This window comes from Moraxella sp. TY6 (assembly GCF_048551375.1).
Taxonomy (GTDB): domain Bacteria; phylum Pseudomonadota; class Gammaproteobacteria; order Pseudomonadales; family Moraxellaceae; genus Faucicola.
Window position 1 is genome coordinate 163007 of sequence record NZ_JBLYZJ010000002.1, and the last position, 15605, is coordinate 178611.

16 protein-coding genes and 1 tRNA gene are annotated in these 15605 nt (G+C 43.6%); 14 read left to right on the forward strand and 3 right to left on the reverse strand.

Annotated elements, in window-relative coordinates; all coding sequences use genetic code 11:
- Positions 1-103 precede the first annotated feature (103 nt).
- The 8 genes from ACK1U4_RS02605 (at position 104) to ACK1U4_RS02640 (ending at position 8245) form a co-directional block, all read left to right on the forward strand.
- Positions 104-1486, forward strand: coding sequence for a 3-oxoacyl-ACP reductase (locus ACK1U4_RS02605; protein ID WP_419400516.1), 1383 nt, complete (start codon positions 104-106; stop codon positions 1484-1486).
- Between the two features lie 352 nt (positions 1487-1838).
- Positions 1839-2744 (forward strand): MaoC/PaaZ C-terminal domain-containing protein, encoded by a 906-nt coding sequence (locus tag ACK1U4_RS02610; RefSeq protein ID WP_419400515.1) that lies wholly within the window; start codon positions 1839-1841, stop codon positions 2742-2744.
- A 158-nt stretch (positions 2745-2902) separates the two neighbouring features.
- Entirely contained in the window at positions 2903-3376 is a 474-nt protein-coding gene (locus ACK1U4_RS02615; RefSeq protein ID WP_419400514.1) for a beta-lactamase hydrolase domain-containing protein, read from the forward strand.
- A 130-nt stretch (positions 3377-3506) separates the two neighbouring features.
- Positions 3507-4835 carry a serine hydrolase domain-containing protein gene (locus tag ACK1U4_RS02620; RefSeq protein WP_419400513.1) on the forward strand — a complete coding sequence of 443 codons (1329 nt, stop codon included), beginning with the start codon at positions 3507-3509 and terminating at the stop codon, positions 4833-4835.
- Positions 4836-4995: 160 nt separating this feature from the next.
- On the forward strand, positions 4996-5634 hold the full coding sequence (locus tag ACK1U4_RS02625; protein ID WP_419400512.1) for an anthranilate synthase component II: 639 nt from the start codon (positions 4996-4998) through the stop codon (positions 5632-5634).
- 92 nt (positions 5635-5726) lie between these two features.
- The gene (gene trpD, locus ACK1U4_RS02630; RefSeq protein WP_419400511.1) at positions 5727-6869 is read left to right on the forward strand and encodes an anthranilate phosphoribosyltransferase; all 1143 of its coding nucleotides are present in this window, start codon (positions 5727-5729) and stop codon (positions 6867-6869) included.
- 106 nt (positions 6870-6975) lie between these two features.
- The gene (trpC, locus tag ACK1U4_RS02635; RefSeq protein ID WP_419400510.1) at positions 6976-7785 is read left to right on the forward strand and encodes an indole-3-glycerol phosphate synthase TrpC; all 810 of its coding nucleotides are present in this window, start codon (positions 6976-6978) and stop codon (positions 7783-7785) included.
- Positions 7786-7822: 37 nt separating this feature from the next.
- Complete coding sequence (locus ACK1U4_RS02640) at positions 7823-8245, forward strand: HIT family protein (protein WP_419400509.1); 423 nt, start codon at positions 7823-7825, stop codon at positions 8243-8245.
- 233 nt (positions 8246-8478) lie between these two features.
- On the opposite strand, the gene modA is transcribed toward ACK1U4_RS02640, so the two are convergent.
- Complete coding sequence (gene modA / locus ACK1U4_RS02645) at positions 8479-9426, reverse strand: molybdate ABC transporter substrate-binding protein (protein ID WP_419400508.1); 948 nt, start codon at positions 9424-9426, stop codon at positions 8479-8481.
- A gap of 246 nt (positions 9427-9672) precedes the next feature.
- On the opposite strand from modA, the gene ACK1U4_RS02650 reads away from it, so the two are divergent.
- Positions 9673-9759 (forward strand) — tRNA-Leu (locus tag ACK1U4_RS02650).
- A gap of 58 nt (positions 9760-9817) precedes the next feature.
- Positions 9818-10570 carry a Smr/MutS family protein gene (locus tag ACK1U4_RS02655; protein ID WP_419400507.1) on the forward strand — a complete coding sequence of 251 codons (753 nt, stop codon included), beginning with the start codon at positions 9818-9820 and terminating at the stop codon, positions 10568-10570.
- 44 nt (positions 10571-10614) lie between these two features.
- Here ACK1U4_RS02655 and lipB read toward each other — a convergent pair whose 3' ends face one another.
- Positions 10615-11295, reverse strand: a complete 681-nt coding sequence (lipB, locus tag ACK1U4_RS02660) for a lipoyl(octanoyl) transferase LipB (RefSeq protein ID WP_419400562.1) — start codon at positions 11293-11295, stop codon at positions 10615-10617.
- Positions 11296-11366: 71 nt separating this feature from the next.
- Between lipB and ACK1U4_RS02665 the strand changes: the two genes are divergently transcribed.
- Positions 11367-11663: a hypothetical protein gene (locus ACK1U4_RS02665; protein WP_419400506.1), complete on the forward strand. Its 297-nt coding sequence runs from the start codon at positions 11367-11369 to the stop codon at positions 11661-11663.
- Positions 11664-11673: 10 nt separating this feature from the next.
- On the opposite strand, the gene ACK1U4_RS02670 is transcribed toward ACK1U4_RS02665, so the two are convergent.
- A complete protein-coding gene (locus ACK1U4_RS02670) occupies positions 11674-12450 on the reverse strand; it encodes a MipA/OmpV family protein (protein ID WP_419400505.1) in 777 nt (258 codons plus the stop codon).
- A gap of 282 nt (positions 12451-12732) precedes the next feature.
- Between ACK1U4_RS02670 and ACK1U4_RS02675 the strand changes: the two genes are divergently transcribed.
- Genes ACK1U4_RS02675 through ACK1U4_RS02685 form a run of 3 tightly spaced genes read left to right on the forward strand, consistent with a single transcriptional unit; the run spans position 12733 to position 15578 of the window.
- Positions 12733-13881: a metal ABC transporter solute-binding protein, Zn/Mn family gene (locus ACK1U4_RS02675; protein ID WP_419400504.1), complete on the forward strand. Its 1149-nt coding sequence runs from the start codon at positions 12733-12735 to the stop codon at positions 13879-13881.
- An 11-nt stretch (positions 13882-13892) separates the two neighbouring features.
- Positions 13893-14696, forward strand: a complete 804-nt coding sequence (locus ACK1U4_RS02680; protein WP_419400503.1) for a metal ABC transporter ATP-binding protein — start codon at positions 13893-13895, stop codon at positions 14694-14696.
- A gap of 15 nt (positions 14697-14711) precedes the next feature.
- Entirely contained in the window at positions 14712-15578 is an 867-nt protein-coding gene (locus ACK1U4_RS02685; RefSeq protein WP_419400502.1) for a metal ABC transporter permease, read from the forward strand.
- Positions 15579-15605: the final 27 nt, after the last annotated feature.

A 15605-nucleotide genomic window follows, 5' to 3' on the forward strand; every position in this document is an offset into this window, starting at 1 on the left:
AAGTCCTATTACAATTAAAAATTTTGCCAATTTGGATTTTATGTTAGGCTGATTTTTATTGGTTATGTTTTTATTTTACAAAATTGATTAATAAGGAAAATCTATGTCAGACCGTTATTCAGAATTTGTCCAATCAGGGCTAGGTAAAAAAGTCGCCCAAAATTTAGGTTTACCACAACCTGTGACCCTCGAACGCTTTCGTGAGGGGCAAGCTCCTGTGACAGGCAGTGTGATTGTGGGGGCGAGCCAAAACGCCACTTTGACCGCCAGTGTCGCCAACATTTTGGCAAATGTGAATGCCGAAGTATTCGTTGATGAAGCCAAAACCAGTGTCGTTGCTCTTGAAACCGCCAATTTGACCATCAAAAATTTTCAAGCCGATGCCCAATATAAAGTCGCCATTTTTGATGCTTCAGGTATCAAGGACACCGATGGGCTAAAACAAGTGTATGCGTTTTTTCATCCCATCGCTCGCTCGATTGCCAAATCTGGGCGTGTGATTGTGCTAGGTGTGCCACCAGAGCAGTGTGAAAGTATTGCCCAAGCGACCGCCCAACGTGCGTTAGAGGGTTTTGTCAAATCCGTGGGTAAAGAGTTCAAACGTGGCATTACCTCACAGCTAATTTATGTCGGTAAAAATGCGGAGCAAAACTTAGAATCTACCTTGCGTTTCTTTATGTCACCTCGCTCGGCGTATGTGTCTGGACAAGTGGTGCGAGTCGCTGAAGGGGCGGATGTGGCGGTCAATTGGGATAAACCTTTGACAGGCAAAACCATGCTAGTGACTGGGGCAAGCCGTGGCATTGGCGAAGCGATTGCCAAAGTATTGGCTCGTGATGGGGCTCATGTGATTTGTTTGGACGTTGCTCCCCAACAAGCCGATTTGCAAAAAGTTGCAGGGGAAATCGGCGGTTCAAGCCTGACCCTTGATATCACGGCTGGTGATGCAGGGCAGAAAATTGCCGAAGTCGCCAAAAAACGTGGTGGATTGGACGCTATCATCCATAATGCAGGGGTCACTCGTGATAAAACCCTTGCCAAAATGGATGAAGCCATGTGGGATTTGGTGATGAATATCAACCTCAAAGCCGAACAGCAAATTGACGATGATTTGCTTGAGCAAGGCGTATTCAATGCCAATGCTCGTATCGTCTGCGTGTCGTCTATTTCTGGGATTGCAGGGAATTTGGGGCAAACCAACTACGCCATGAGTAAGGCAGGCGTGATTGGGGCGGTACAAGCCACCGCACCTCGCCTACAAAACGGCATGACCATCAATGCTGTTGCTCCGGGGTTTATCGAAACCCAAATGACTGCCGCCATTCCCTTTGCGATTCGTGAAGCAGGTCGCCGTATGAACTCGATGAGCCAAGGCGGATTGCCTGTGGACGTTGCTGAAACCATCGCTTGGCTCGCTTGCCCTGCATCTGGTGGGGTGAATGGTCAAATCGTGCGTGTTTGTGGGCAAAGTTTGTTAGGGGCGTAATAATTATAGGAATTACGCATTTAACCAAATTGTAGGTTGGGTAGAGCTTGCGATCCCCAATAATTTGAATGGCTTATGTTGGCTGTCATTCTTCCACCCAACCTCGATTTATCCTGTTTTTAAAGAGTTTCAACCTATATTCAATAGGGCGTATGCAATACGCCCCTACTATGGTATTTTTTATGTCAAAGGATGATATACGACCATATAAATTATTGCTTACCAATTTTTTGCCAAAAAATAGCAAAAATCCACAAATTTTTTATGCCATTTCTATTATAATAATTTACCAAATTTGATAACTTAAATAAAAAAGGCATTTTGCCGAGCCAACTAGCAAGGATAGTGACGTATGTCAGACCAACATTTTAAAGCCCTGCCAAAACCCCACACCACTTACGCCAATATTATCAAAAGTTTATTACCGATTGGCGACCATGAAAAACTTGATAAATGTCAGTTGCCACAAGCCACTTACACGGTTGATAATTTGCAGATTGACCATGATAATTTGGCGGATTACCGTAAAATTTGTGGTTTTGACCATAACAGCTATGTGCCACCGACCTATTTTGCGGTGTTGTCGCAAGCGTTGCAGATGAATATGATGGTCAAAGAGCCGTTTCCGTTTGCCATGTTGGGATTGGTTCACGTTGAAAATAGCGTTACCCAATATCGTTTGATTCAAGACAGTAGCGAATTCAAAATGGCAGTGAGCTTTGCCAATTTGCGTGAACACGACAAAGGTCAGCAGTTTGACTTTATTACCCAAGTGTATGAAAAAGATGAGTTGGTATGGCAAGGCACTTCGACTTATTTGTCACGCCAAAAACGCAAAAAACCCAATCCTAGCCCATCAGCCAATCAAAATCCCAGTGTAAAACCTGAACTTGATGAAAATGATATGCACAATTTTTGGGAAATTCCAGAAGATATCGGCAGACGTTATGCCTTTGTTTCAGGGGATTTTAATTTGATTCATTTACACCCATTATCCGCCAAAGCCTTTGGTTTCCCCAAAGCCATTGCTCATGGTATGTGGACAAAAGCCAAGTGTTTAGCCAGTTTGGGTGACTTGCTAACAGCGTTTCGTTGTGATGTGTCATTTAAATTGCCGATTTTTTTGCCGTCAGAAGTTGAATTTATTGCCAAATATGATAACCGTGATGAGCAGATTGATTTTGGTGTGTACGATGTCAATAGCCCAAAACCGCATTTGATTGGGCAAGTGGTACAACTTGCTACAGAGAATAATTAAAAACTGATAAGTTTTAAAAAATAAACCAAATGTAAGGTGCGTCTAACGCACCACATTAGATACAATCAGGCTTTTTATGGGTGCGTATGACGCACCTTACGATTGTCAAAAATTATTTTACACACTATCAAAAAACCACATAATTACTGGATAATCGTATGACAATTCAACCATTAAATATTGACCAACTACAAACTACTTTTACCGAGCAGAATCTTGGGCAAGTGCTATCACCTGAACCCAATATCGTGGTCACTGGGGCGATTGCTCCAAGTGTGATTGATGCCTTAAAACAAGCAGGTATCAATGTGGTGATTAATGTTCAGCCAGCCAGTGAGCTGACCTTTGATGAGCAATCTGCAATCGAGCAGGCAGGCATGAGCTATGTCAATATCCCTGTCAGTGGGGCGGATGACTTAACCGAAGCCACTATCAATCAATTTGACCAAGCCATGACCCAATATGCCTCACAAAATATGCTATTGCACTGCAAATCGGGTAACCGTGTGGGGGCAATCGTGGCATTGCAAGCAGGTTTATTACAAGGGTATTCAGCTGTTGATGCGGTGCAACGTGGCAAGGATTTTGGTTTGTTGGCATTAGAACCAGTGGTCGCCCAACGCCTAGGATAGCCAATCATATAATCGTTTAAATTAGAAATCACACAGGTTTTGTAGGGGCGTATTGCATACGCCCAAGATGGCAAACGGTTATTTCTAATTTGATTCACGATAGTCTTAGCACTTTGACAAGAGATTTAATATGGATTTTAATTCCCTTAATCAACAATTATCTAAGTTATTAGCCAATTTTGACCTTAACCAAAAATACGGTGGCGGTAGTTTGGTGATATTTTACCAAGGTCAAGTTGTCACCACGTTAGCTCACGGTATTGCCAAACTCGACAGAACCACAGGCGACACCACGCCTTGGACGATTGATACCTTGTCGCTGAATTTTTCGACAGGTAAAGGCGTTTTGGTTACGCTAATTCACCGTTTGGTATCTGAGGGGATTTTGGCATATGACCGTCCGATTAGTGAGTATTGGCAAGCTTTTGCCCAAAACGGTAAGCAAGCGATTAGCTTGCGAGATATCCTCACGCATGAGGCAGGACTGTTTGATATTACAGCGGTGACTGAACACGCCAAAGATATGCTAGATTGGCAAACCATGCTGACCAATATCGAGCAGATGCAGGTTTATCAGCCCTCATCAAATCCACAAACCGATAATACCAATGACAATGTTAATGTTAATCAAAATGCGACAACCGATGATGGCTTTGTGGCATACAGTGCCTTGGTGTCAGGTTGGGTATTGGGTGGATTGATTGAAAAAGTGACGCAGTTGCCATTACAAAAGGCGTTAGAGCAGTATTTGCTTGAGCCGTTGGGATTGGTGGGACAGGCATATTTTGGTGTACCAGCGGATAAAGTCGCCCAAGTTGCAGAACAAATTCGTGAAAAAGATACCCATGCCAAACCTGTGCTAACCACTGATACCGCAGAAACGATGGCGTTTTATCAGACGCTTGGGTTTTATCAAGACTGGCAACGTTTAGCAAAAACCGATAACGCTTTGACCACGCAAGCGATTAATGGCTTATATTTTCGCCCCACGCAAGTTGACCCCAATGACTACAAATCCGCTTTAGTCCCAGCAGGAAGCCGTCAGTTTAATTATTATCACCCAACCAGCCTACAAGCCAAAATCCCTGCCGCCAATGGCGTGGCGACCAGTATGGCACTTGCCACGATTTATGCCATGCTAGCCAATGATGGGCAATGGCAAGGCAAATCCCTTATCAAAGCGGAAATCTTTGCCGAACTTAGCCAAATCCATAACCAACAGTTTGATAAAATCATGCCTGCGGTGATGCAGTGGCGATTGGGTTATCATCGAGTGTTTAGCTTATTTGCTGATACTACCCATGCGTTTGGGCATATGGGCTATAATGGCTCAATGGCATGGTGCGACCCAAGCCGAGAGCTTGCGGTGGCGTATGTGCATAATTATGATGTGACCATGCTCAATGATGTGCGTCAATTTATTTTAAATGAAACGGTTTTAGCCTGTAGGTATTGTTAATAATAGGATTTATACCAAAATGTCATTTGTAGGTTGGGTCGAAGTATGAGACCCAACGTCATGTTTGATAATGTTGGGTTTCGCATGCTCAACCCAACCTACAATCCAATCTTTATTGGGAGTGTTATAAATCTACGCAATATTGGCTCAAGGAGTATTTTTGATTTTACTGATTGATAATTATGACAGTTTTACCTATAACATTTTTCAGTATCTTGAGCAGATTTGCCAACGACTTGCCAAGCCCAATCAGCCACCCATGACGGTGACGGTTTGGCAAAATGATACCCATCGTATTGCCGATATTGTGGCGTTGCAACCTGACTATATTGTGATTGGGCCGGGTCCTTGCACGCCAAATGAGGCAGGGATGACGCTGGATATTATTCGTTATTTTGCAGGGAAAATTCCCATTTTGGGTATTTGTCTAGGTCATCAAGCCATCGGTCAAGCCTTTGGGGCAAGCGTGGTACGAGCCGAGCATATCATGCACGGTCGGGTATCTCGTATTTACCATGAGCAACAAAGTATTTTTGCTTCACTGTCAGTGCCGTTTTTGGCGACTCGTTATCATTCATTGGTCATTGATGCTCATAGTCTACCGAGTTGTTTGCGTGTGACGGCATGGACGCAAGATAGTACAGGTGAGCGTGAGTCGATTATGGGTATTTGCCATGAGCGTCTTGCGGTGGTTGGGGTGCAGTTTCACCCTGAGTCGATTTTGAGTGAATATGGACATCAGTTATTACAAAATTTCATAACACAATATGCACCAAATCCAGTAAACTGTATCAGTTAACTAGAACATATTGATGAATATAGGATTTACATATCCAACCTACAAATGGTATTTTTGCGTAAGTCCTAAAATGATAAATTTTGAGAGCTATTATGACCAATACGACCACGCCTTATTTGGGAGAAATCATCACTGCGTTACAGCAAAACCAGCCCTTATCGGAAAGCCAAAATCAATTACTATTAACCACCGCATTAGATAGGGTGATTAATACCATTGATTTGACCTATACCGAAATGCGAGGCGTGATGCTAGCGATTATGCAGGGACAATGCCCTGATGCGATGATGGGAGCATTACTGACCGCTTTGCGGATGAAAGGTGAAAGTATCGAGGAGATTACGGCGGCCGCCCAAGTCATGCGAGAGCTGGCAGTGACGGTTGATTTATCTGACTTGTCGCATGTGGTGGATATTGTCGGCACAGGGGGGGATGGGGCAAATCTGTTTAATGTGTCTACCGCCTCGGCATTGGTGACGGCTTGTGCAGGGTGTCATGTTGCCAAACACGGCAATGCAGGGGTTTCTGGCAAATCTGGTAGTTCGGACGTTTTGCGTCAAGCAGGTATCAATTTAGACCTTAGCCGTGAGCGGATTGTACAAGGGATTCGAGAGCTGGGGTTGGGATTTTTATTTGCCCCCAATCACCATATTGCGATGAAATACGCCATGCCTGTGCGGAGAAATCTCAAAACTCGGACGATTTTTAATATCTTAGGGCCTTTAACCAACCCTGCTGGTGTAAAAAACGCCATCATTGGCGTGTTTAACCCTGCGTTATGTGAGCCATTGGCTTATGTGTTCAAAAATTTGGGGGCAAATCACATTATGGTGGTAGGCTCGATGGATAATTTGGATGAAATTTCATTGGCGACCCATACCCACGTTGCTGAATTAAAGGAAGGTCAAGTCAACGTGTATGATATTGAGCCTGAAGACCTCGGCATTCAGTCGCAAACCCTTAAAGGACTGATGATTGACAGCCCTACCCAAAGTCTGACGCTTATCCAACAAGCCCTTGCACCCAATACTGCGGATAAGTCGATGATTGCCAAAAAAGCCAGTGCGATGATTGCCTTGAATGCAGGGGCGAGTATCTATGTCGCAGGGAAAGCCGACAGTCATAAGGCGGGCGTTGCAATGGCAATGGCGATTATTAACAGTGGCGAAGCCCTCACAAGGCTACAACAATTTGCTGAATTTACTCAGTCATCAATCTATCGTGACTTAAATTAGAAATAACACTTCAAAATTTTGGGCGTATGCAACACGCCCCTACAAAATGTCTTATTTCTAGGTTAAACGACCATAGTAACCCCATTTATTTTGGATAATCCGCCCTATGAGCCATCAAATTCCTTCGGTATTGCAACAAATCGTTAGCACCAAACAACAAGAGTTGGTGATTGCAAAACAACGCCAAAGCTACTATGACCTTGAACAAATCGCCCAATCCAACGCCGATGACTTGCGAGATTTTGCCCATCGTTTACGTCAAGCGGGTATCCAAGTGATTGCCGAAGTCAAAAAAGCCTCACCCTCCAAAGGCGTGATTGCCCCCAATTTTGACCCCATTCGCACCGCTTTAGGCTATCAGCAGGCAGGGGCAAGTTGTTTATCAGTTTTGACAGATGTTAACTATTTTCAAGGTTCGGATGAATATTTGGTGCAAGTACGCCAAGCCGTGAGCTTACCGATATTGCGTAAAGATTTTATGATTGAACCCTATCATATTTTACAATCACGTGCGTTAGGGGCGGACTGTATTTTACTGATTATGGCGTGCTTATCTGATGAGCAAGTCAGAGAAATGCACGAATTAGCAATCAGTCTAGGTATGAGTGTGTTGATTGAATGCCATGATGCCCATGAGGTCGAACGAGCATTGCGTTTGCCTCAACATCGCCAAAATATTTATGGTATTAATAACCGTAACTTAAATAACTTTGTGGTTGATATCAATACCACATTAAATTTAAAGCCACTCTTTCCCAAATATAGTTTGTTAGTTACCGAAAGCGGTATTCATTCAGCGGATGATGTTAAACGGATGTTAGCTAATGATATTCACGTGTTTTTGATTGGTGAACAATTTATGAAAACAGACAATGCAGGCGAGGCGTTACATCAGTTATTACAACAAATAGGCTAAAAATTTCGACCCCATCCCATTAATCAAGGAGTTTGTTATGACTTACGACCCACAAAATATTTTTGCCAAAATCATTCAAGGCGATATTCCTTGTCACAAAGTCTATGAAGACGATAAAACCCTTGCCTTTATGGACATCATGCCAATGGCAACAGGTCATGTGTTGGTGATTCCAAAATGCCAAGCCGTGGAATTGAGTGATATGCCAAGCGACTATATCACTGCTGTGTTTGACACCGCCAAAAAAGTGATGACCGCCCAACGCCAAGTGCTACAACGTGATGGCATCGTACAAATGCAACTTAACAATGCCCAAGCAGGGCAATCGGTGTTTCATTACCACGTGCATTTGATTCCCAGTAGCATTCATCAATTGGGTAATCACGAAGACCGCCAAGCGAATCATGGCGAATTGGCAGAGTTGGCAACACAGCTTAGAGCAGTTATTGACAAGCTGTAGCGAATTTTTTACCTATAGGACTTAGGCAAAAGACACTGGATTCCCACATTCGTGGGAATGACGATTGTTTTTTAAATTTCGTCACCCCTGCGAATGCAGGGGTCTAGCGTCTTTTTTTAAAGTAGAATCTTTAATTTTGCGTAAGTCCTAACCTATTTTGTAGGGGCGTATTGAATACGCCCAAACCCTCAAATTCTACCAGCGTTATCAATCGCATTGATGGGTAACGCCAATTATTTACAAGCAGGCATCAGCCTAGTATTATTACATAAAGGTAGGTATCCGCTACTGCTAAAAATCTGTTGGGCTTTTGGTGATTGTAAGTATTTGCTAAAGGCTTGACTGGCATCAGAATTTTTTAAAATAATCCCATCGTGTAAAATCTGCGGATAGCTATCTTTTGGCAAAATCATATAATTGGCTTGTGGATTAATCGAGCGAAGCGATTTATTATTGGGGCTTTCCATCACCTGTGCCAGCGACACAAAGCCAAAATCTACCACACCTTTATCCGTTAATTGGAAGGTTTCATTCAAATTATCACTATTAACCAGTTTATCCTTTGTTCCTTCATACAGATTTTGGTTGATTAGCCACGCTTGAGAAGCGTTGCCATAGCCAGTGGTTTCAGGGTCTGACGTGCCTATCTTAAAGTCTTTATTTTCTAATACCAAATCATTGAGCGTTGAAGTCGGCGTATTCACAATGGGATGTTTGGTGCTGTACAACACCAACTGCCCACGAGCATAAGTAAAAGGCTGAGAATACCCCAAACTGGGGGTGGTTTTTGACTTATCTGCCAATTGTTGCGGATATAGCTGATTGGCAGATAAAAAAACATCATAGCCATTGTCAGCTTGCTCCATTTGCTGATACAACACTCTTGATAAACCAAACTTAACCTTGATACGGATGTTGGGATAATGTTGCTCAAACTCAGATACCAACATTGGCATCACGATTTCCAAATTTTGGGTAGAACCTACCACCAACTCAACTGGCGGTGTGGTAGCGGTCGATGCTGGGGCAGGCGTGGTTTGTTTGGCGGTCGAAGCAGACGTAGCTACTTGGGAGGCAGGTTGTTCTGAACGTGACTCAGCATTAGGCACACTCGGTTGACAAGCCATCAACCCAAGCATTGGCATCCCCAAAAAACCAAGACGTAGCGTATCAAAAAACAATCCGTAGTACCTTATTGAAACTAAAAGCTTTAAAGTCAGCAAATGATACTCGATAGTCCAGTATCATATTGTATAAAATCGTATCAATTCATTTGCAAAATTCGCCCTAATGGGGCAATGAGGATAAATTTTGATAAAAAATGAGAAAATATAAAAAAGTGCTTGCATAAATATTTTTTTTTGCTAAAATAGCACCCCACATACAGAGCGATATGTAAAACATAAAAAGCTAGTATAACCACTTATGCCAGTGTGGTGAAATTGGTAGACACGTCGGATTCAAAATCCGATGCCTTTAAAAGCGTGTCGGTTCGAGTCCGACCACTGGTACCATTTATAGCAATTAACCCCTTGAGTTTCAAGGGGTTTTTTGTTTGTTTAATGAGTCAATATGTGTGGCTCAACATTGCCCAATAAAGGTAGTCATATGGCGGATTTATTTTCTAAAGAAATGCAAGACCAACTCAAACAGCTCAAAACCGAACTGGGCAAAGGACGCAGTCAAACCAAAGAAAGCGATGAAAATGGCAAACCGACAGGTAACGTCATGCTACCAAGCAAACAACAAGTTGCCAAACAAGTCAAGAAGTACGACAGTGAACACCTTAATGATGATAAATTGTTGTTTATGCAAGCCATGACAGGCGTACAGCCCATCAAAGATAAAAACTTAGCAGACAAATCCAAAACCATCGTCAAGCCCAATGCCAGCACCCTTGCCAAACGTGCGGCCGCCCAAGGCACAGATGATGAAGCCAATCACCAATTATCTGATATGCAAGCCTTGCTAAATCCTGTGGCAGGCGAGGCATATCTTAGCTATAAAGTGCCAACGCTACAAAACAAAGTATTTAACGAATTAAAACAAGGCAAACTGCGTTGGTATGATGCGGTAGATTTGCATGGTTCTACCATCGAAGAGGCAAGAGAAGCTGTAAGCCAGTTGATTCATCAAGCTCGCAAACAAAATGAAAGTGTGGTGAAAATTGTGCATGGTAAAGGTGTTGATAGCATCCTAAAAACTTGCGTGAATGGCTGGCTACGTCAATTACCAGAAGTTTTAGCATTTTGCTCCGCCCCTGTCGACCAAGGTGGCAATGGTGCGGTACTTGTATTGCTCAAGAAAAAAGAAAAAGTGGTGTAGCCAAACCTTTTTAAAATTAGGATAAATCATTTATCCCCATAAATTTATCGCACACATTTGACCTGTGCGATAAATTCTTCCGTGACTTGTTGCACATCAATGGCGGCAAAATCCGCCAATCGAAGCATTGTCATACCTGCATAACCGCAAGGGTTAATCATAGTAAACGGCGTTAAATCATTGACCAAATTCAGGGCAATACCGTGGTAGCTAAAACCATGCTTGATTTTAAAGCCCAATGAAGCAATTTTCCCCAGTTCTAGCCCATCCGTATTATACACATACACCCCCGGGGCATCTTTACGAGCCGAAGCCGTATAACCAGTCGGCAAATAGGGCATAATCGTGGCGATGATAATATTTTCAGCATGACTCACAAGGTCACGCACGCCCCAACCCAACGTATTCAAATCAAATAAAAAATACACCACAAGCTGTCCATGCCCGTGCCATGTCACCTGCCCACCTCGGTCGGTGTGAATAATTGGCGTATTATCACGTTGTAGGATATGCTCAGGCTTACCTGCTTGCCCAAGGGTATAAACATCATTATGGTCAACAATCCATAACTCATCGCTTGTGGTGGCTGGTTGTCCTGTGCTATCAGCGTGTTTTTTCTGTTCAATACGCTCAAGGGTGCGGTTGAGCATGGCTTGATGGGTCAGCTCATAATCGGCATCCGTAAGGTATTTGATTTGTAAAGATACAGCATCATTCATCGTCATAACCATACACATAACCCCAATGAATAGGGTAAAATTGATAACAAACTTAATCACAATAGGGATTGAATCACATGCCCCAACGTTCACCACTGAATTTTTCGCCATTTAACAATGGCAGCCAAAGTGTCGGCATCACCACCAATGCAGGCGAATTAACCCTTGAAAATCAAGGGCAACAAGTCAATTTATATGGCAATGCCACCTTTACACTCGACCAAGATAGCCTTGAATTGGCAAAACAACTCCAGCAAGTCATGGCAGATATTGTGGCTTATTTAGAACAGCATGGGGCAACGGAGCAATCTCACCAAACCATTGTCAATACCCAACAAAACAATGTCAGTGAAGTCGCAAATCCATTTGTGTAAGCGTTCAATATTAAAATTGGTAATTAAACCCAATTTTAGTTTTGCTATTGATATTATCTTCCACCAATGGGCTGTCTTTCTGCTCATCACTTAGCCATTCAACATTTTGGCTAATAAAGGCACTCCATTTTGGGGTGATGGCATAGCTAGCACTGACATTTAGATAAGGGCTGACACTACTGTCTGCTTGGTATTTTGCCACACCTGATTTGGTGGATTCTTGTTGACTTACACCAAAATAATAATTGTTGTATTTATCATCAAACCATTGCAAGCCAAGTTCTGGATACACGGTGACTTTGTCATCCAATAGTTTAAATTTGCTGAGGTGAGCAAGTTTGACCCCTGTGCCTTTATTACGCCCCAAAGCATCGGTTTCGGCTTGTACTTTAAAGCCACCATACGGCGTGATTCGCATATAGCTTGAGCCTGCCATCACTGACCATTCTCGCTCATCCAGCCCTTTAAGTGGGGCTTTGGTGGCATCCTCTGGGTTAAACTGACGGCTGTCATACCCTAAAGTCAGTCGCCATTCATTTTGAGCATCTTTATAGCCATACATGCCTGCTTCAGCCCCTTCGATATATACTCGATTATTGTCATAAAATGCTTGTGGCATAAAGGTGACATCGTTATCTTGAGCGTAGGCGTATTGATTAAACGAGGCATTTGCCCCCATTTTTAGGCGAGCATTTTTGTCAATGGGGCGTGATTCGGCATGTACATTTGACATACCTGCGAAGATAGGGAGGGCGAAAACCGCCAAGGTAAGTAGGGATTTTTTCATTAGCATAACCTATTATGAGTTTGATATGATTATTTGACCCCACCCCAGCCATCCCCTTAGCAGGGGATGGGGTATGGAAAGAAGTCTAATATTAAAAAACCAACGGTGAGATTATGGCATAAAATTCAGACGCTAAAAAGTAATATTCACGTTGTGAAGATTTATCTATGATAATGTTAATAAAAAGTCCATAAAAACAGGTGCAATTCGGCAAAAATACGGTATGATAGTAGCCATTTTTTCGTTTACTGATTAATTTGCAACACCGCTTTGGAGAAAATTATGTCGATATCAACTATGCCAAAAACCAATACCAAAAAATTATTAGTCGTAACGATGGGTGCGATATTGGGCTTAACCGCTTGTCAAAAACCCAGTGAAACCAATACACCAGCACCGACTGAAAAAACTGCCAGTACAACCACTGCGACTGCCTCAATGACTGCCACCTCTCCCATAGGCGAAAAAATCAGTGTATACACCTCCACCAATGTTTGGGGAGCGATTGCCAAAGCCGTGGGCGGTGACCATGTCGATGTCATCATCGCTGTGAATGACCCCACCCAAGATCCGCATGATTATCAAGCATCCGCCAATGACAAGTTAAATATCAGCAAAGCCAAAGTCATGTTGGTCAATGGCGGTGGTTATGATGAATGGACTACGGTGATAGCTAATTCATTGCCAACCAAACCGACCATCATTGATGCGGTAGCTGTGTCTGGACTACAGCCTGCTGAGGCTGACCATGCGGATGAGCATGACCACGAACATGAGCATGATAAGCACGAACAACAAGCCGAGCATGATAAAGACCATGCAAACGAAGCTGAACTTACAAAAGGAAATGTTGAACCTGCTAAAGAAACAGAAGCAGGGCATGACCATCACCATCATCATGGCGAGTTTAATGAACACGTCTTTTATTCGTTAGACACTGCCAAAAAAGTCGCCCAAGCGGTTGCCGAACAACTGAGCAAAGCCGATCCAACTCACCAAGCCGACTATGCCAATAATGCCAAAACCTTTAACCAAGAAATTGACCGCCTAAAAGCCAAAGCCCAAGCCATCGGAAAAGATAAAAACTTGACCGCATTTGCGACTGAGCCTGTGGTGGGCTACCTATTGGCAGATATGGGCATCAAGGATGTCACGCCAGAAAGCTATGTTGAACAATCCGAAACGGATGCAGGTGTGTCGGTCAAAACCTTGAGCGATAGCACCAACTTATTAAATAATGGACAGGTCAAGCTGTTATTGGTCAATGCCCAAACCGAAGATGCTACTTCCAAAAAATTGGTGGCGATTGCTCAGTCTAAGCAAATCCCAGTGGTACAAACTTACGAAACCTTCCCACAAGGCGTGGATAGCTATATTCAATTTATGGAAAAAACCATTGATGATATTGCCAAGGCTACTACAAAGCCCTAAAATAGCCAACTATGCTACCAACTGATTCTACCTCTTTATCCTCTCATTCAACTGCCCTTGCTCACCTTCGCTGTGAGCCTGTGGCAGTGCTACCCACTCGCCAAGCCTTGATTAATGTCGAGCAAGCCACCATGCAGTTTGGGCAACGGTTATTATGGCAAAATGTCAGTTTCGCCATTCATGCAGGTGAGTTTGTGGCGATATTGGGGGCAAATGGCACAGGTAAAACCACGCTATTTCAGACCCTTTTACAACGTTATCAACTCAGTGCAGGGCAGATTCAGTTATTGCCAAACTTACGTATCGGCTATGTACCACAGCTCAAAGACTTTGACCCCAAACTGCCGATTCGTGGACGAGATTTGGTGGCGTTAGGGCTGGATGGACACACCTATTTGTTTGGTTTATTTGACCCCAAACGCACGTTGGGGCGGGCGTGGTTATCGACCAAACAAAAAAATTATCACATTGACAAAGCACTGGATGAGGTAGGGGGGAAAGCCTTTGCCAACACGCCACTGCATCTTTTGTCAGGCGGGGAGCAACAACGCATGCGAATCGCTCAAGCATTGGTCAGTGAGCCAGAGCTATTGCTGATGGACGAGCCACTGTTAAGCCTTGATATCGCCAGTCAACAAGTGGTAAGCGAGATTTTAGCCCACCGTAAGCAGACCCATCACACAGCGATTTTGATGATTAGCCATGAACTTGTGCCGATTTTACCCTTGATTGATAAGGTGGTGTACCTGCATCAGCAACAGGCTGAGGTGGGGGATGTGTCGTTGGTTCGGCGTTATCGAGAATTTAGCCTATAATAATTTGAGTCCGTTATGCTTCTTGCGTCTTTTTTTCATACCATTATCAATTTTGATAATTTTGCCCAGTTGTTGCCGTTGGTGTATTCATCACTAGTAGCGGCGATGATTTTGGGTGTGATGGCAGGGCTAATCGGTCCGATGATTCAAGCTCGTGATATGGCATTTGCGGTGCATGGCACAGCTGAACTGTCCTTTGCAGGGGCGGCGTGTGCCTTGTGGTTAGGCACTTCGGTGACGTTGGGGGCGGTGATTGGTTCGGTGGTTGCAGGGATGATTTTGGCGGTGATGGGGTTGGATGGTAAAAATCGCAATTCACTCATCGGCATTATGCTACCGTTTGGCTTAGGGTTGGGGGTGCTATTTTTATCGCTGTACCAAGGGCGTTCTTCCAATAAATTTGGCTTGCTTACAGGGCAAATCGTGGCAGTGTCACCCACCGAATTACAAGGCATGATGGTGGTGGCAGTCATCGTATTGGCAGTGATGGCGGTATTTGGTAGGCGAATGTTATTTTCTGCCATTGACCCACAAATTGCCGAAGCCCAACACCTTAATCTCAAATGGCTATCGCTACTATTTATGCTGATGTTAAGCCTTGTGGTGGCGGTGAGTGTGCAGTTTGTGGGGGCATTGCTGATATTGTCATTATTGATTACCCCCACCGCTTCTGCTACCCAAATCACCGCTCGTCCACTGTTTGTGTCACTGTTGTCGATGGGGTTTGCGATGACCGCAGGGGTAGGGGGGATTTTATTGTCATTGGGGGCAGGCTTGCCGATTTCGCCTTACATTACCACCATTTCGTTTTTGATTTATTTGCTGTGTTGGGGCGTGGGAACGTGGCGGAAAAAAATGGGTTGGAATCAACGTAAAATTTGATATGAATACACAAACAAAAGGGGCGTA